We start from the raw sequence: 14,776 nt of genomic DNA, 5'->3' as shown, positions 1-14,776 counted from the left end.
CAAAAAAAGCCACCTCTCGGTGGCTTTTGTGATTTCGCTGATCAGTCGTAGATCACTTTCTTCTTCCAGTCCGCATCAGCCTCGACGTCCTTGAGGCCTTCGGTCAATTGGTTGACCTCGCCTTCGACCGGTGCGATGCGATCCATGACCTGGTCGTTGGCGCGGGCCAGGAGTTTTTCCAGGTACCCCAGTTGCTCGGCGTAGACCTGTGGGTCCTGTTGTTTGCGCAGGTATTGCACGCCGCGCTCGAATGCCAGGCGAGCCTGTCCGGGCTGGTTCTGTTGCAGGGAGTGCTGGCCGAGGTTGTTAAAGAACTCGATGTGCAGCAGTACCAGGATGTGGCGCACTTCACGAATCCAGCGCTTGGCTTCGTTGGGGGGCAGGAAACCGTCCTGTGCCGCACGGGTAATCTGGCCGTGCAGGGCTTCGAGCAGGAAGCGTACATCCTTGGCCTTGGCTTCCGTCTGGATCGGTGCTGGCGGATTGTTGACCGGGATGGATTCACCCTGGCCGACAAGGGCCTCCAGTTCGGCGATCCGCGCCTTGAGGTTGGCGCTGGATTTTTCCAGGTTGAGCAGGCGCTGGCAGACGTTCAGTTCCAGACGGGCCAACAGTAGCTTGAGGGCCGGGGTCATCAGCTGGCCGGGGAATGTCTCGGTGATCTCGCCGCAGCGTCGCAGGCGATCGTTGAGCTCGATCTTGGTACGGGCCTTTTCCAGCTTGTTGTTTTCCACCACATGGTTCATGTAGCCAATGGCGATCAACAGTGCGATCCCGACTACAACTAGCAGGGTGATCATGAGTGGCGTCACCGGTAAGACCTCTTTATAGGTTACGCATGGGAGTCTGGTGGCTTGGCAATTGAGCGCCCAGGCCCGCACGACGGGTTGGATCGGACATGCTTGTACTTATATCGGCCGGAGCCCCGTTTCTATAAATGATGGCACTCGATATACAGATTGCCATCACCCCGTGGACTATAACGTCTTGGCGGGTGCCAGAATATAGGCGTCAAACGCCGGGCAGCGGAAAAACCGCAACGGCTCCCAAAAGCAGGTCGAAGTCATTGATTTAAATAAATTTATATCAGGGGGTTGACGACCTCTCAATCCATCCATAGAATGCGCGCCACTTGCAGCGTAAAGCACACAGCGAAACGAAGCAGGGAGTGAATGTTGTACGTGTGTCCCCTTCGTCTAGTGGCCTAGGACACCGCCCTTTCACGGCGGTAACAGGGGTTCGAGTCCCCTAGGGGACGCCAATGCGGGAATAGCTCAGTTGGTAGAGCACGACCTTGCCAAGGTCGGGGTCGCGAGTTCGAGTCTCGTTTCCCGCTCCAATTTTAAACAGCGTTGCTTTCGGGCAGGGCTGAGTGAAACCAGAACCAAGTCTTCGGATGCGGCTCTGGACACCGAAACACACACCATGTGTTCCGGGTAGCGTGTCCCCTTCGTCTAGTGGCCTAGGACACCGCCCTTTCACGGCGGTAACAGGGGTTCGAGTCCCCTAGGGGACGCCATTTGCGGGAATAGCTCAGTTGGTAGAGCACGACCTTGCCAAGGTCGGGGTCGCGAGTTCGAGTCTCGTTTCCCGCTCCATATTTAACGAAAACGCCGCTCATTGAGCGGCGTTTTTGTTTGCGCGTAAAAAGCAGGATCAACCACTGAGGGTTTGTACCAGGCTTTCGAGCGCTTCAGTGGTTTTCTCATCCTGCACCTGTTGCGCAGCTGCAGCCGCTTTGAGTTGGCGTGCCAGGCGGTATTCGCTGGGCGTACAGTTGGCGAACTGCTTGAAGGCACGGGCGAAGTAGGAAGGATCCTTGAAGCCGGCTTCATAGCCGATGCTGGTAATCGGCATCTGGCTGTTGTCGAGCAGGTCTTTGGCGAAGTTCATGCGCTTGTCCAGGATGTAATCCGTGAAGCCCTGCCCATTGGCTTCCTTGAACAGGCGGCTGAAGCGAAATGTCGTCATGCCGCAGCGCTGCGCCAGGTCCCTCTGATCGATGCTGTCACGAAAGTGCTGTTCGATGTACAGCATGACATTGCTCAAGGCCTGGTGTTTTTGGTGTCCTGAGGTCAGCCGGATGCTGTCCGGCAGAGTCGGGGAGTGGTCGATCTGCGATGACTTGCCCTGGCCGTGGGCATTTCGGCGCAGCTCGCAGAGCTGCAGCACTGCCGTCAGGTAACGCTTCCTCTCGGTGCTCGAGAGCGGAAGCACCATGTATTCCCAGACGCTGGAGCGCATGGCCCATACAGCCAGTTCCTCCGAGTGCTGCACGGTGAACATGGTGATCGGGATGCTGGGGGTGGTGCGTTTGATCTCCAGCAATAGCCGCAAACCTGGAGTGTCGGGGCGATCGAAATGGACGCAGATCATGTCTGCGTGTTCCCTGATGGGCAACACGGAGTTTTTCGCCAGATTGCACTCGCAGGCGTCCTCGAACTGCGTGACGAGTTCTTTCGTGGACCGATCATGAGTCAGATCGAACCACAGGAGCGATGGCCTTTTGGTCAAATTGGACGTCATGTCTCTACTCAGGGGTTCTAGTGACTCTCATCGCCAGTATTGCCAATGTGCTATCACTTTGCAGATTTAATCCCGATAGAAAAAGCGGTTTTTAGTTCTTTTCGCTATATATGTTTCATGGAGGGCCGCCCCGGACGAGTGTTTGTTGGTGTGTCTTCGACAAATCCGGCTTGAACCGCTTGTCGCTTGTGAATCAATGACAATTGCCTTTGCGTTTCAGTGCCTTGTTTATCCCCTCCCGTTACTTTAGCTAAGGCCAATGCTCCGTATTTGGCTGCCCCGCAAAAAAATCCTAACGATGTGCAAAATCTTCCTAACGCCAATGCCTTCACTCTGACTAGGGTTGCATCAGGCAGGGCAGAAAGTACTGCCTCCGGAAAAATAACATTCGAGTGAGGTGGGCAAAATGAACATGCAAACAATCAAGGCTTCGGTAGTGAAGTTCGTCAACGACGAAGATGGTCTGACCATTGTGGAATACGCGGTGGCTGGCGGGCTAATAACCCTGGCGGTTGTCACTGCTTTTACCACCTTGGGCACCGCCATTATCGCCAAGCTCGGTAAGCTAGCTGCTTGTATGGGCGCCACGGGCACGGGGCAGACTTGCACGTAAGTCTATTCCCAGTGAGAGCTGCAGCAGAAAAAACAACTTTCGAGTGAGGTGGGCAAAATGATCATGCAAACAATCAAGACTTCGGTAGTGAAGTTCATCAAAGACGAAGATGGCCTGACCATTGTTGAATACGCGGTGGCTGGCGGGCTAATAACCCTGGCGGTTGTCACTGCTTTTACCACCTTGGGCACCGCCATTATCGCCAAGCTCGGTAAGCTAGCTGCTTGTATGGGCGCCACGGGCACAGGGCAGACTTGCACGTAAGTCTATTCCCAGTGAGAGGTGCAGCAGAAAAAACAACATTCAAGTGAGGTGGGCAAAATGATCATGCAAACGATCAAGGCTTCGTTAGTGAAGTTCGTCAAAGACGAAGATGGTCTGACCATTGTGGAATACGCAGTGGCAGGTGGGCTAATAACCCTGGCGGTTGTCACTGCTTTTACCACCTTGGGCACCGCCATTACCACTCAGCTCGGTAGGCTAGCTGCTTGTATGGGCGCCGGTACGGGGACGTGCACGTAAGTCTATTCCCAGTGAGAGATGCAGCGATGCCTATTGAGCAGATGTTTATATCAATAGTTCTGTTAGGGCTGCTAGGTATTGCGGTGGTGAGCGACCTTCGTCGCCACCGCATCCCCAACCTGCTGGTTCTTTTAGGACTTGTTTTGGGTTTGACCAGTCAGGCTTACGCCAGTGGAGTTGAGGGACTTGGTAATGCTGCGCTAGCCATGCTGATCGGCTTTGCAGTGTTTCTACCCATGTACGCCCTGGGCGGTATGGCCGCCGGGGACGTCAAGCTGATGGCCATGGTCGGATGTTTTTTTACACCGCATGACGCGTTGTGGACGGCGCTTTTCAGTCTTACGGCCGGTGGTTTGTGCGGTTTATTGATCATCCTTTTTCGTGGCCAGCTGCTGCAAACCTTAACGCGCTACTGGATGATATTAGGGGCGCGAACCTACTTGGCTCCGGCGGAAGATGAAGTGGCCGGAAAGCCTTTCCCATACTCCGTTGCAATTTTGCTCGGAACCCTGGCCAGTGGCTATTGGCTGCAGATCGGCCCGTAGCCCAGGAGGCTAGTCATGCACGTTATCGTCGAAAGTGATGCCTACCCCAGCGATCGGGGAGCGGTGCAACGCCTGGCTCCTCAGCCCTGCACTATTCGCGAAACTGGCCTGACGGACAGTTTTCTCGGAGAGTTAGTGTGCAAGCATTTGTTTGATGCCGGCGTGTTGGACATGTCGCGGCTGGTGGAGCGCTTGGCGCTGACCGGCGCGGTACTTGAAGAGGTCCTGGCGTTTCTGCGCAAGGATGGCCGTGTCGAAGTGCTGGGCCAGGTGAGTCAAACGGGTGGGCAGTCGCTGCGTTATGGCCTGACCGAACGCGGACGCAGTGCCGCCCGCGATGCCCTGTCGCGTAGCGGTTATATAGGCGCAGCACCGTTTCCGGTGAGTACTTACCGGTCCCTGATCAAACTGCAGACCATTCACCATGGTCGCATCAACGCCAACGATATGCGCAATGCCCTTGCTGGCGTAGTGCTCACGGAGGAGATGCTGGATCAGTTGGGTGTGGCGATGAACTCCGGGCGCGCGATCATGATTTATGGCCCCGCGGGTACCGGCAAGACTTATGTCAGCAGTCGGCTGATCCGTCTGTTCGCCGAGGCCATCTGGATCCCCCATGCCATCGTCATCAACGAGTCGGTGATCGAGATCTATGACCCCCAGGTGCATCAGCGGCTCGATGACAACGCTCAGCAGAACACCCTGATGCTCAACGAAGGCATCGACCGTCGACTGCTGTGCTGCAAACGCCCGATCGTCATCACTGGCGGCGAGTTGAGCATGGAACAGCTGGACGTTCGTTATGACCCTTTCACCCGTCAATACCAGGCTGCCCTGCAGCTCAAGGCCAGCAACGGCCTGTTCATCATCGATGACATGGGGCGCCAGCGAATGGCACCCGCCGAGCTGCTGAATCGCTGGATCGTCCCGATGGAAGAGAAACGCGATTTCCTCAACCTGGGCGGCGGTCGGCATTGCGAGCTGCCGTTCGATCTGATCCTGGTGTTTTCCACCAACCTCAATCCCCTGGAGCTGGCCGATGAGGCTTTCCTTCGCCGGATTGGCTACAAGCTGCATTTCGGTTACCTGAAGCCCGAGGAGTACGAAAAGATCTGGCGTCAGGAAAGCGAGCGACTGGGCATTTCCTATGACCCGCTGTTGGTGCGTTATGTGCTGCAAAGGCTTTATGCAAGTGAAGGCATGCCCCTGGTGCCTTGCCATCCCCGCGATCTCCTGAACATGGCACTCGATCGCCAGCGCTATATGGGCGGTTCCGGACCACTGTCACCGAAAGAGTTGGAATGGGCCTGGCACAACTACTTCGTCCAGCTCGACTTTCTTTGATACGGAGATACTGACATGAGCTCTCGTACGCTGACCCTGATAGGCGTTTCCCTGGCCATGGGCCTTGGGGCCGCATGGATGGCCGACTCCTGGCTGAGCGCGCGGCTCAATGCCAGCCCGGATGACCACCTTCGAAACGTGGTGGTCGCCACGGTAGAGATTCCATTCGGGCAGATGGTCGAGGCCCAGCAGGTCACGACCGTACGCATGCCCATGGATACGATCCCGGACGATGCCTTCGATGCCAGCGAAAAAACCGTAGGCAAGATCGCAACGTTCGACATTCTGCGGGGCGACATCGTGCGCGGCGCACGTCTGAGCGAACACCTGGGTGGCAGCACCCTGGCCTCTTTGATAGCGCCTGACAAACGCGCCATATCGGTACGGGTGGACGATGTGGTCGGCGTCGGCGGATTCCTGTTACCGGGTAACCGGGTCGATGTACTGGCGACCAAAACCACCAATACCGGCAACAACAGCAACAGCGCGACGTCCAGGACCATCCTCGAGAACTTGCGGGTGTTGGCGGTGGATCAGACCGCGGGCACCGACAAGACCCAACCGGTCGTGGTGCGCGCAGTGACCCTGGAGATGTCGGCCGCTGAAGCGGAAGCCCTGGTTACGGCGCAGACGGAAGGCAAGTTGCAACTGGCGCTGCGTAACCCGCTGAACCTCGAGAAGAAAGCAGCGGCCGTTGCGCCTGCTACGCCTGTTGCCCCGACCATGGCAGTGGCCACTGCAGAGGCGCCAAAACGCGTGGTACAGCGCAGCAGTGGCGAGGGTGCGGGTATCACCGTTATCCGCGGGACCGAAGCCAAAGTAGTCAACATTCGCTGACAGTGAGCAACAGGTGCCAGGGCACCAGGGTATTGGCGGAGCCGATCCGGATCAGTGTCGGCAATCGAGGGCTTGATGATGAATCTTCGTATTCAGCAGCCGTTCACTTCGACGCCAAGGCGCCAGGAAGGATCGGTGAGTGTATTGATGGTGATCGCGTTGGCGGCGATGGCCATGATGGCGGCGTTGGCTTTGGACGGCGGGCATATGCTGCTGAACAAAACGCGCCTGCAGAATGCGGTGGACGCCGCCGCCCTGAGTGGTGCCAAGACCCTGAGTCAGGTGGGGGGGGGCATCAACAGTGCCAGTACGACGAAGACCGCCGCGCTCAATACGCTGATACAAAATGCCAATGCCACAGGCAACAACGAATTGGCCACGGCGATCGGCGGCAACGCCGGTGCATTTGCAGTGGTGGAACTGGCAAGCAGCGTCTATGGCCCGTTCGCCTTTCCCGGGCCGACGGATGCCAAATACGTTCGGGTATCGGTAGCGAGTTATGGCCTGACGGGATTTTTCTGGAGCTTCGCCCAGTCATTAGGCGCCGTGGGGAACAAAGCGGTGGCGGCGATCGCCACAGCGGGACCCAGCCCTACCAGCCCCTGCGATCTCGCGCCTTTGATGGTCTGTGGCGATCCGGCTCAATACGACCCGGCCGCCGGTATGTTCTGGGGCTTCCAGTTTGGTGATTTGAAGGTATTGAAGACGGCTGCCGGCAATAACTCGCCCATTGGTCCAGGCAACTTTCAGTTGCTCGATTTTGGCACTGGCGGCAATGCGATCAGGGAGGAGATGGCCGGAGGCGGCAAGGTCTGCCGCAATGTGGGAGACAACGTGGCGACCGAACCTGGCAACAAGGTCGGCCCTGCGTCTCAAGGCCTGAATACACGCTTCGGTATCTACAACGGCCCGGTCAGCGCCTCGGTCTATCCGCCGGACATGGTGACCTCGTCCAGTAACCCCGCAATTACTGACGACGGCACAGGCCCGAAGTACCAGGGGCAAACCGTCACCTCGAGCAATGGCACCCTCACGGCGGGCGGCAACGCGATACTGGACTATAACGACTGGCGTACGAGCGTTGCCGCGTGTGTGGCAGGGGCCAGTGGCTGTGAGAGTAATGGGGTGTTCGAGCGCCGGATGTTGAAAATCGTGGTGGGCGACTGCGCCGGGAAAAATAATGGTTCAACCTCGATCCCCGTCCTCGGTTTTGGCTGTTATTTCGTAGTGCAGCCCATGGATGGCGGCGGCGCGGAAGCGGAGATCTTCGGCCAGTTCGTGAAGGAGTGCGAAGGCGACAACGTGGCCGGCCCCTCGCCGTCAACCGATTCCGGCCCGCAGATCATTCAGCTCTACAAAACCTATCTCAACGGCAGCGGCACTCCGAGCACTGACTCGTAGGGGGACGTCATGAGACTTCATGGATTTAAAAGTCGGCAGCGCCAGCAAGGCCTGGCCATGGTGGAGTTCACCCTCATCATGCCGGTGTTGCTGTTGCTGTTACTGGGCTTCGGTGAGTTCGGCCGCATGCTCTATCAGTACAACTTGTTGCTGCAGGCCAGCCGCGATGCCGACCGTTTCGTCGCCAGCCAGGCTTGGGACTCGACGCTTGGTGCGGTCGCTATGAGCAGTACGCTATTGACCCAGACGAAAAACGTTGCGGTGTATGGCGTGCCTGCCAACACCGGGACCGCTGTGGTGTCAGGGTTGACGACTGGCAACGTGGTCGTCGCCGCAGTGGGCACCGACCATGTGCGGGTCACCATCACTTACACGTTCTGCCCGGTGATTGGCGCTGGCAATTGCGCCGGATCGCTTCCCGGTTTTTTTGGTAATCAGATTGCGCTTGGCATTCCGCTGGTCGCCACTACCGTGATGAGGGCCCTGTGATGAACAGAAAACACATGCGCGGCACCTATACGGTGGAGTTCGCCATCGTTGGTCTAATGGTGTTTACGCTGTTGTTCGGCGTGTTGGAAATGGGCCGCCTGTACTTTACGGTCAATGCGCTGGATGAAGCCGTGCGCCGTGGTACGCGACTGGCGGCGGTGTGCAATATCAGCGATCCGGTGGTGTTGCGGCGGGCGATCTTCAACGCGGCGGGCGATGCAGGAAATAGCCAGCTGATCGGCAACCTGGCCACCACCAACCTGACATTGACCTATCTGGACGTAAACGGTGCCCAGGTGGCCAACCCCGCTGACACTGTAAGCGCCAATGGCTTTCGTGCCATCCGCTATGTCCAGTTGAGTCTGCAAAACTTCGTTTTCAATCTGTTCATTCCCGGGTTCGGTGTGCCCTTTACGCTGCCTACATTCAGGGCAACGTTGCCACGTGAAAGCCTCGGGCGTCATTCCGATTCCGGGGAGATCACGCCATGCTGAATACCAAGGACACTCCAGTCTCTTCCTCGACCGGTAAAGCCGGGCTACGGTTGCTGATCAGCAGCCGTGATGCCACGTCGTTACGCGACTTGCAAGGCGTCTGCCAACGCATGCCCAGCCTGGAGGTGAGTACTCGGCTGGTGAGCAACGGGCATGTCGACCCGCTCTACGGTCTGGACCGGATGCCCGATCTGTTGCTGTTGCGCGTCAGCCACCTGTGGCGTGAAGAGCTGGCGGCACTGTTGCAGCGCCCGGCCCATGAGCGTCCGCCGATGCTGGTGTGCGGGCTGCTGAGCGAACAGGAAAGCATGCGCCTGGCGATGCAGGCCGGCGCCCGTGACGTGCTGCCGGAGCCCGTCGCCGAGACGGAACTGGTCGCCGCCTTGAATCGGCTGGTCATGGAGGTTCGGACCGGCAGCGGGACAGAAGGGAAATTGCTCGCCGTGATCAGCGCCAAGGGCGGATCCGGCGGCACCATGCTGGCTTGCAACCTGGCTCAGCAACTCAGCATGAAGGGTGGCAGTACCCTGTTGCTGGATATGGACCTGCAATTTGGCAGCGTGACGCATTACCTGGATGTGGCGCAAACCCACAGCCACCTGGAGGTGTTGCATCAGATCGACGGCATGGACAGCGTCGCGCTACGGGGTTTTTGCAGCCACTTCAGCCCGACCTTGCATGTACTGGGTGGACGGGCCGGTGAGCTATGCCTGCCGCAGGATGCCCAGCCTGAGCAACTCGACACCCTGATGCAGTTGACCCGCGCCAGCTATGACTGGGTAGTGATCGATCTGCCACGGCAAATCGACCACCTCACCGGCTCAGTACTGGAACAGGTGGATCGGGTCTACGTGGTGGTGCAGCAAAGCGTCAGCCATTTACGCGATGCCAGTTCCCTGGTGCGGATTCTTCGCGAAGACCTGGGCGTGCGCGGGGACCAATTGCAGATCGTGGTCAACCGCTATGACAAGACGGCAGCGGTCAGCCTCAAGGATATCGGCGAGGCGCTGCGCTGCACGAACCTGTCGAAATTACCCAACGACTTCAACCTGGTCAGCCAGAGTCAGAACACTGGCGTGCCGTTGGAGCTGCATGCGCCGAAGGCGGCGATCACCGCTGCCCTGCGCAACGTGGCCGATGAGCTTGTCGGCAATCAGATAGCTGGAAAAAAAGGCGTGTTCAAACGCGCCTTCAACCGTTTTTTCGGGGGGTGACCCATGATCAGCGACTTTCGTAACCGCTTGCGCAAACAGTCCGGTAAACCCGTCTCATCGTCGGCTAACCAGCCGGGTGACGACCAGTCGGATCCGATCGAGGAAATAATGGCGTGGGAACGTGCAACGCCGGACGTTCTTTACGAAACCAAAAGTCAGGTCACCCCGGTGGAAGCCGAATGGCGAGAAAAGATTTACCAGCAGTTGCTCAAGGTCATGGACCTGTCCTTGCTGGACTCCCTGGAACAGGCTGAGGCCGCGCGGCAGATTCGTGATATTTGCCAGCGTCTGCTCGACGAACACTCGGCACCGGTGAGTACTTCCAGCCGCCAGTTGATCATCAAGCAGATTACCGACGAGGTGCTCGGTCTGGGGCCTCTGGAACCGCTGCTGGCCGATCACACTGTGTCCGACATTTTGGTCAACCGGCATGACTCGGTGTATGTCGAACGCTTCGGCAAGCTGCAACGCACTGATGTGCGTTTTCGCAATGATCAGCATTTGCTGAACATCATTGACCGCATTGTCTCCAGCCTGGGACGGCGTATCGACGAGTCCTCGCCGTTGGTGGACGCCCGGCTCAAGGACGGTTCACGGGTCAACGCGATTATCCCGCCGCTGGCCATCGACGGCCCTAGCATGTCGATCCGGCGCTTTTCCGTGGACCTGCTCAATACCGACAGTCTGATCCAGGTGGGGGCGTTGACCCCGGCCATTGCCCTGCTGCTCAAGGCGATTGTCCGTGGGCGCTTGAACGTGCTGATTTCCGGTGGTACCGGCTGCGGCAAGACCACCATGCTCAATGTGCTGTCCAGTTTCATCCCGCACAACGAGCGAATCGTCACCATCGAAGACTCGGCCGAACTGCAACTGCAGCAGCCCCACGTGGTGCGCCTGGAAACCCGGCCTGCGAATATCGAGGGACGTGGCGAGGTGAGCCAGCGGGAGTTGGTGCGCAACAGCCTGCGGATGCGCCCGGACCGCATCGTGATCGGCGAAGTGCGCGGCGTTGAGGCGCTGGACATGTTGACGGCGATGAACACCGGTCACGACGGCTCGCTGACCACGATCCACGCCAACACCGCGCGCGATGCATTGGGGCGAATCGAGAACATGGTGTCGATGACCGGGGCGACCTTCCCGATCAAGGCCATGCGCCAACAGATCGCTTCGGCCATCGGAGTGGTCATTCAGTTGGAACGCCAGGAGGACGGCAAGCGCCGCCTGGTCAGCGTGCAGGAGATCAACGGCATGGAGGGCGAGATCATCACCATGACCGAAATCTTCTCCTTCGTGCGCCACGGCATGGGCGAAAACGGCGAAGTACTCGGTGATTTTCGGCCCAGCGGCATGATCCCCGCCTTCCGCGATGTACTGGCCAAGCGTGGCATCGAGTTGCCGCTTGCGATGTTCAGGCCCGAGTGGATGGAGGCACGGCAATCATGAACCAGGTTCCTGGTGAATTCATTCTGATGTTTCTCGGCATGGTGTTTATTGCCGTCTTCCTCCTGTCCCAGGGCGTGACGGTGCCGGTATTCGGCGAGGCCGGCAAGATGCGCAAGCGTATTCGTGGCCGCTTGCATGTACTGGAGAAAGCCAACAATCAGTCCAGCATGCAGACCGTGTTGCGACAGAAATACCTGACGCGTTTGTCGCCATTGGAGGCCAGGCTTGAGCAGCTGCCTTTTATGGAGGCATTGACGCAAATGATTGAGCAGTCCGGGCACGAATACCGGACCTATCGGGTATTGCTGCTCGGGCTGGTGCTGGGTGTCTGGGCGGGTATCTTGATCTGGATGGTTTGGTCAGTCTGGTGGATGGCGCTGCTGGCGGGTTTCGCGGTCTTCTGGTTACCCATACTGAAAATCTCTCGCGACCGTGGCAAGCGTTTCGCTGCATTCGAGGAAGGCCTGCCGGATGCGCTGGACGCGATGTGCCGCGCTTTGCGCGCCGGACACCCCTTCAACGAAACCCTGCGCCTGGTGGCCGAGGAACACAAGGGGCCGGTCGCTCATGAATTCGGCCTGACTTTCTCCGATATCAACTATGGCAACGATGTGCGCCGGGCCATGCTCGGTCTGCTGGAGAGGATGCCAAGCATGACGGTGATGATGCTGGTGACCTCGCTCCTCATCCATCGCGAGACTGGCGGTAATCTGACCGAGGTGCTGGAGCGTCTGAGTCTGCTGATCCGCGGGCGCTTCCGCTTTCAGCGCAAGGTCAAGACCCTGTCGGCCGAAGGGCGGATGTCGGCCTGGATACTGGTGGCCATTCCCTTCGTACTGGCGGCTGTGATTTTGTTCACTACCCCAAAATATATGCCGTTGCTGCTCAATGATCCGATGGGCCATAAGCTGATATTTTGGGCTTTTGGTGCCATGTTGGTCGGGATTTTCTGGATTCGCAAAATTATCCGGATTCAGGTTTAAGCGGTATTCGCTACCGGGAGGTACAGGCCATGGATTTTTTACTCGGGTTATTCAGTCGGGTCACGGGGAACGAGGAGATGGCGCGCCTGTTGTTTCTTGGCGCGATCGGTTTGAGTACGGTACTTGCGGTGGGTGCCGTGATCCTGCTGATGATTGGGCTTCAGGATCCCGTGCAGCGTCGTCTGGCGCTGATCAAGCGTGGTCATTTAGGCGGCGCGACCGGGCAGGAAGCTCCGGGTAACCTGCAACTGTTGCTGGAGCGGGTCGGCCAGCGCTTTGCCTCGGCCGAGTCGGCTCAAACATCCGCCACCCAGACCCTGTTAATGCATGCGGGGTACCGCTCCTCGTCGGCGGTGCAGATGTACTGGGCAGTGCGCTTGATGTTGCCGCTGTTATTGATCGGTATTGCGTTGCTGCTGTTGCCGATGATTCCCAAGGTTTCCCTGATCATGGGGCTGCTGTTGGTGGGCTTGGTGGCGGGTGTCGGATGGTTGATGCCAGCGCTGTATGTCGCCAAGCGCAAACAGAAGCGACAAGGCCGGCTGCGCGCCGCGTTTCCGGATGCGCTGGATCTGATGGTGGTGTGCGTGGAGTCGGGCCTGGCCTTGCCCGCGACCATCGAACGGGTGGCTGAGGAGATGTCGGTCAGTCAGGTCGAACTGGCTGAAGAACTGGCCCTGGTCAATGCACAAATCCGCGCGGGTATTTCCAGTACCGCGGCGCTCAAGCAACTGGCTGTGCGCACTGGCCTGGATGACGTACAAGGTCTGGTCAACCTGTTGGCGCAGAGTATCCGTTTTGGTACCAGCGTGGCCGACACCTTGCGCATCTATGCCGAAGAGTTCCGTGACCGGCGTACGCAGGCCGCCGAAGAGATGGGGGCGAAAATCGGTACCAAGCTGATATTTCCACTGATTTTCTGTCTATGGCCGAGCTTCTTTCTGGTCGCTATCGGCCCGGCCTTGATTGGGGTAATCAAAGCATTCGGGTGAGGTAAAACAGCCGGAGGCTGTCGAGCGCGATGGCCTCGCCACCCGAGCCTGATCTGCACTTTCCTGCCATAGGTTTACACATCCCCTGTAGGAGCTGCCGCAGGCTGCGATCTTTTGATCTTCCTGCGATATCACGATCGCTAAAGTCAAAAGATCGCAGCCTGCGGCAGCTCCTACGGGGTAATCCGGCCAGGATTGGATAATGTGTAGATTCCAATGCTTTTCTGCACACGACGCCCGGCCCGGCTTTGCAGCCAGGCTACTCTGGACTACGCCAGAGGCTGATCACCCATCGACAGGCCTCAGTCGCCAATGGTCATTTCTCCCGCTGCATCCTGGTCAAAAAATTCCGGTATCGGAAAGTTGAAACTGTTCAGCCAGCGCTGCATGGCCAGGTCACGTTCGGTGGCCGAGGCGGTTTGCAGGTGCGGGGAGGCAACCACACCGCGAATCTGCAGCTGCAACCACTGCTCGGTGCCTTGTTGATACGGCGAGGAGGGCCCCGGCCCAATGGCCCAGGCACTGGTGGACAGGCAAGCCATGCACACGATCAACAGCCTTTTGGTATTCATCTCGACTCCTCGTACGTTCTACTTGTTCGCACTGGAAGAGGCATCGGCTACCTCAGTCTTGCGATTCCCCTCGGAGGCCACCACTTTTTTGGCGGAGGTCTTGAGTTTTTCCGCGCGGGTTTGAGCCTCTACGACTTGCTTGGGGCTCAAGTCGGCGCGGGTCACGAGTTCGGCTGCCGCCTTCCAGTTATCCTGATAGATCAGCAACGTCACCATATTGAGTGCCGCCAGTGTGTTTGCCTGCTTGAGCTCCATGGCGGTCATGAACTCAATGCGTGCTTCGGGGATCCGTCGTTGATTGAGGTAGACGACCCCCAGGTCATTTCGCATCCTGTCGTCGGTGGGGGCCATCCACACCGCACGCTCAAGGTGAGTGGTAGCGGTGGCGTTATCATTTCTGGCGGCGGCCAACTGGCCCAGGCCATGTTCCCCTTCAGCCGCCAGACAGGTGCCGAGCAAGCTTTGATACAACGGCTCCGCCTCCGAGTTACGCCCCATCAAACGCAGCACCCGAGCCTTGCGCAGGCGAACCTGGACCACGCTATCGGGCAAACCTTCCAGATTCGCCAGGCTGGCATACAAGCGGCCTTCGCTGGCCATGTTGTCGGCAAGGTTCAGGGTCAGTTCCTGGTCTGAAGCAGGCTTGGCACAGCTACCCGGTCGCGAAGACAGGCCATTGCTGGCACAACCTGCGAGCATCAATGTCGCCGCTATTGCAATGACTGCTTTCATTGAATGTCCCCTGGCTACAACACGTTGAACGCCTGGCCAATGGCAGCACAGCTGGCCCGGCAAGCG

General features: G+C 58.3%; 17 protein-coding genes and 4 tRNA genes. 17 read left to right on the top strand and 4 right to left on the bottom strand.

Going from position 1 to position 14,776, the window contains the following annotated elements; translation table 11 throughout:
- Positions 1-41: 41 nt before the first annotated feature.
- Positions 42-800: a hypothetical protein gene (locus ACM6IT_RS16290; protein ID WP_056727275.1), complete on the bottom strand. Its 759-nt coding sequence runs from the start codon at positions 798-800 to the stop codon at positions 42-44.
- Between the two features lie 385 nt (positions 801-1,185).
- Between ACM6IT_RS16290 and ACM6IT_RS16285 the strand changes: the two genes are divergently transcribed.
- The 4 genes from ACM6IT_RS16285 to ACM6IT_RS16270 all read left to right on the top strand — a co-directional run bounded on the left by ACM6IT_RS16285 (position 1,186) and on the right by ACM6IT_RS16270 (position 1,598).
- Positions 1,186-1,261 (top strand) — tRNA-Glu (locus ACM6IT_RS16285).
- Positions 1,262-1,263: 2 nt separating this feature from the next.
- Positions 1,264-1,339, top strand: a tRNA-Gly gene (locus tag ACM6IT_RS16280).
- Between the two features lie 104 nt (positions 1,340-1,443).
- Positions 1,444-1,519, top strand: a tRNA-Glu gene (locus tag ACM6IT_RS16275).
- A 3-nt stretch (positions 1,520-1,522) separates the two neighbouring features.
- A tRNA-Gly gene (locus ACM6IT_RS16270) sits at positions 1,523-1,598 on the top strand.
- 58 nt (positions 1,599-1,656) lie between these two features.
- Here the strand turns inward: ACM6IT_RS16270 and ACM6IT_RS16265 are convergent.
- A complete protein-coding gene (locus ACM6IT_RS16265) occupies positions 1,657-2,526 on the bottom strand; it encodes a helix-turn-helix domain-containing protein (protein ID WP_414918340.1) in 870 nt (289 codons plus the stop codon).
- 406 nt (positions 2,527-2,932) lie between these two features.
- Between ACM6IT_RS16265 and ACM6IT_RS16260 the strand changes: the two genes are divergently transcribed.
- From ACM6IT_RS16260 to ACM6IT_RS16200, 13 genes are all read left to right on the top strand, one after another.
- Positions 2,933-3,139, top strand: a complete 207-nt coding sequence (locus tag ACM6IT_RS16260; protein ID WP_008054302.1) for a Flp family type IVb pilin — start codon at positions 2,933-2,935, stop codon at positions 3,137-3,139.
- A 57-nt stretch (positions 3,140-3,196) separates the two neighbouring features.
- Positions 3,197-3,403, top strand: coding sequence for a Flp family type IVb pilin (locus ACM6IT_RS16255; protein WP_414918339.1), 207 nt, complete (start codon positions 3,197-3,199; stop codon positions 3,401-3,403).
- A gap of 57 nt (positions 3,404-3,460) precedes the next feature.
- Positions 3,461-3,661: a Flp family type IVb pilin gene (locus ACM6IT_RS16250; protein ID WP_414918338.1), complete on the top strand. Its 201-nt coding sequence runs from the start codon at positions 3,461-3,463 to the stop codon at positions 3,659-3,661.
- A 26-nt stretch (positions 3,662-3,687) separates the two neighbouring features.
- Positions 3,688-4,206 (top strand): A24 family peptidase, encoded by a 519-nt coding sequence (locus tag ACM6IT_RS16245; protein ID WP_414918337.1) that lies wholly within the window; start codon positions 3,688-3,690, stop codon positions 4,204-4,206.
- A gap of 15 nt (positions 4,207-4,221) precedes the next feature.
- Complete coding sequence (locus ACM6IT_RS16240) at positions 4,222-5,550, top strand: AAA family ATPase (RefSeq protein ID WP_414918336.1); 1,329 nt, start codon at positions 4,222-4,224, stop codon at positions 5,548-5,550.
- Positions 5,551-5,565: 15 nt separating this feature from the next.
- Positions 5,566-6,387, top strand: a complete 822-nt coding sequence (gene cpaB / locus ACM6IT_RS16235; RefSeq protein WP_414918335.1) for a Flp pilus assembly protein CpaB — start codon at positions 5,566-5,568, stop codon at positions 6,385-6,387.
- A 75-nt stretch (positions 6,388-6,462) separates the two neighbouring features.
- Positions 6,463-7,788: a TadE/TadG family type IV pilus assembly protein gene (locus ACM6IT_RS16230; protein WP_414918334.1), complete on the top strand. Its 1,326-nt coding sequence runs from the start codon at positions 6,463-6,465 to the stop codon at positions 7,786-7,788.
- 9 nt (positions 7,789-7,797) lie between these two features.
- Positions 7,798-8,277 (top strand): TadE/TadG family type IV pilus assembly protein, encoded by a 480-nt coding sequence (locus ACM6IT_RS16225; protein ID WP_414918333.1) that lies wholly within the window; start codon positions 7,798-7,800, stop codon positions 8,275-8,277.
- Positions 8,277-8,771, top strand: a complete 495-nt coding sequence (locus ACM6IT_RS16220; RefSeq protein ID WP_414918332.1) for a TadE/TadG family type IV pilus assembly protein — start codon at positions 8,277-8,279, stop codon at positions 8,769-8,771. The genes ACM6IT_RS16225 and ACM6IT_RS16220 overlap by 1 nt, the downstream gene beginning before the upstream one ends.
- Positions 8,765-9,985 carry an AAA family ATPase gene (locus tag ACM6IT_RS16215; protein ID WP_414918331.1) on the top strand — a complete coding sequence of 407 codons (1,221 nt, stop codon included), beginning with the start codon at positions 8,765-8,767 and terminating at the stop codon, positions 9,983-9,985. Before ACM6IT_RS16220 ends, ACM6IT_RS16215 begins: the two co-directional genes overlap by 7 nt.
- 3 nt (positions 9,986-9,988) lie before the next feature.
- Positions 9,989-11,431 carry a CpaF family protein gene (locus ACM6IT_RS16210; RefSeq protein ID WP_414918330.1) on the top strand — a complete coding sequence of 481 codons (1,443 nt, stop codon included), beginning with the start codon at positions 9,989-9,991 and terminating at the stop codon, positions 11,429-11,431.
- Positions 11,428-12,414 (top strand): type II secretion system F family protein, encoded by a 987-nt coding sequence (locus ACM6IT_RS16205; protein ID WP_414918329.1) that lies wholly within the window; start codon positions 11,428-11,430, stop codon positions 12,412-12,414. Before ACM6IT_RS16210 ends, ACM6IT_RS16205 begins: the two co-directional genes overlap by 4 nt.
- Positions 12,415-12,443: 29 nt before the next feature.
- A complete protein-coding gene (locus tag ACM6IT_RS16200) occupies positions 12,444-13,406 on the top strand; it encodes a type II secretion system F family protein (RefSeq protein ID WP_414918328.1) in 963 nt (320 codons plus the stop codon).
- A gap of 302 nt (positions 13,407-13,708) precedes the next feature.
- Here the strand turns inward: ACM6IT_RS16200 and ACM6IT_RS16195 are convergent, their stop codons facing one another.
- Both ACM6IT_RS16195 and ACM6IT_RS16190 read right to left on the bottom strand, forming a co-directional pair.
- Positions 13,709-13,978, bottom strand: a complete 270-nt coding sequence (locus tag ACM6IT_RS16195) for a DUF3613 domain-containing protein (protein ID WP_414918327.1) — start codon at positions 13,976-13,978, stop codon at positions 13,709-13,711.
- Between the two features lie 18 nt (positions 13,979-13,996).
- Positions 13,997-14,710, bottom strand: coding sequence for a hypothetical protein (locus tag ACM6IT_RS16190; RefSeq protein ID WP_414914905.1), 714 nt, complete (start codon positions 14,708-14,710; stop codon positions 13,997-13,999).
- Between the last annotated feature and the right edge of the window lie 66 nt (positions 14,711-14,776).

Origin of the sequence: Pseudomonas sp. IT-P4 (assembly GCF_949767755.1) — a bacterium.
GTDB lineage: Bacteria > Pseudomonadota > Gammaproteobacteria > Pseudomonadales > Pseudomonadaceae > Aquipseudomonas > Aquipseudomonas monachiensis.
This window is presented reverse-complemented; position numbering and strand designations above follow the sequence as displayed.

Coding starts and splice junctions, on each gene's coding strand:
- ACM6IT_RS16225 (WP_414918333.1), top strand. CDS start 7,798: ATGAGACTTCATGGATTTAAAAGTCGGCAGCGCCAGCAAGGCCTGGCC.
- ACM6IT_RS16215 (WP_414918331.1), top strand. CDS start 8,765: ATGCTGAATACCAAGGACACTCCAGTCTCTTCCTCGACCGGTAAAGCC.
- ACM6IT_RS16240 (WP_414918336.1), top strand. CDS start 4,222: ATGCACGTTATCGTCGAAAGTGATGCCTACCCCAGCGATCGGGGAGCG.
- ACM6IT_RS16260 (WP_008054302.1), top strand. CDS start 2,933: ATGAACATGCAAACAATCAAGGCTTCGGTAGTGAAGTTCGTCAACGAC.
- ACM6IT_RS16205 (WP_414918329.1), top strand. CDS start 11,428: ATGAACCAGGTTCCTGGTGAATTCATTCTGATGTTTCTCGGCATGGTG.
- ACM6IT_RS16200 (WP_414918328.1), top strand. CDS start 12,444: ATGGATTTTTTACTCGGGTTATTCAGTCGGGTCACGGGGAACGAGGAG.
- cpaB (WP_414918335.1), top strand. CDS start 5,566: ATGAGCTCTCGTACGCTGACCCTGATAGGCGTTTCCCTGGCCATGGGC.
- ACM6IT_RS16195 (WP_414918327.1), bottom strand. CDS start 13,978: ATGAATACCAAAAGGCTGTTGATCGTGTGCATGGCTTGCCTGTCCACC.
- ACM6IT_RS16220 (WP_414918332.1), top strand. CDS start 8,277: ATGAACAGAAAACACATGCGCGGCACCTATACGGTGGAGTTCGCCATC.
- ACM6IT_RS16190 (WP_414914905.1), bottom strand. CDS start 14,710: ATGAAAGCAGTCATTGCAATAGCGGCGACATTGATGCTCGCAGGTTGT.
- ACM6IT_RS16290 (WP_056727275.1), bottom strand. CDS start 800: ATGATCACCCTGCTAGTTGTAGTCGGGATCGCACTGTTGATCGCCATT.
- ACM6IT_RS16230 (WP_414918334.1), top strand. CDS start 6,463: ATGATGAATCTTCGTATTCAGCAGCCGTTCACTTCGACGCCAAGGCGC.
- ACM6IT_RS16265 (WP_414918340.1), bottom strand. CDS start 2,526: ATGACGTCCAATTTGACCAAAAGGCCATCGCTCCTGTGGTTCGATCTG.
- ACM6IT_RS16255 (WP_414918339.1), top strand. CDS start 3,197: ATGATCATGCAAACAATCAAGACTTCGGTAGTGAAGTTCATCAAAGAC.
- ACM6IT_RS16210 (WP_414918330.1), top strand. CDS start 9,989: ATGATCAGCGACTTTCGTAACCGCTTGCGCAAACAGTCCGGTAAACCC.
- ACM6IT_RS16250 (WP_414918338.1), top strand. CDS start 3,461: ATGATCATGCAAACGATCAAGGCTTCGTTAGTGAAGTTCGTCAAAGAC.
- ACM6IT_RS16245 (WP_414918337.1), top strand. CDS start 3,688: ATGCCTATTGAGCAGATGTTTATATCAATAGTTCTGTTAGGGCTGCTA.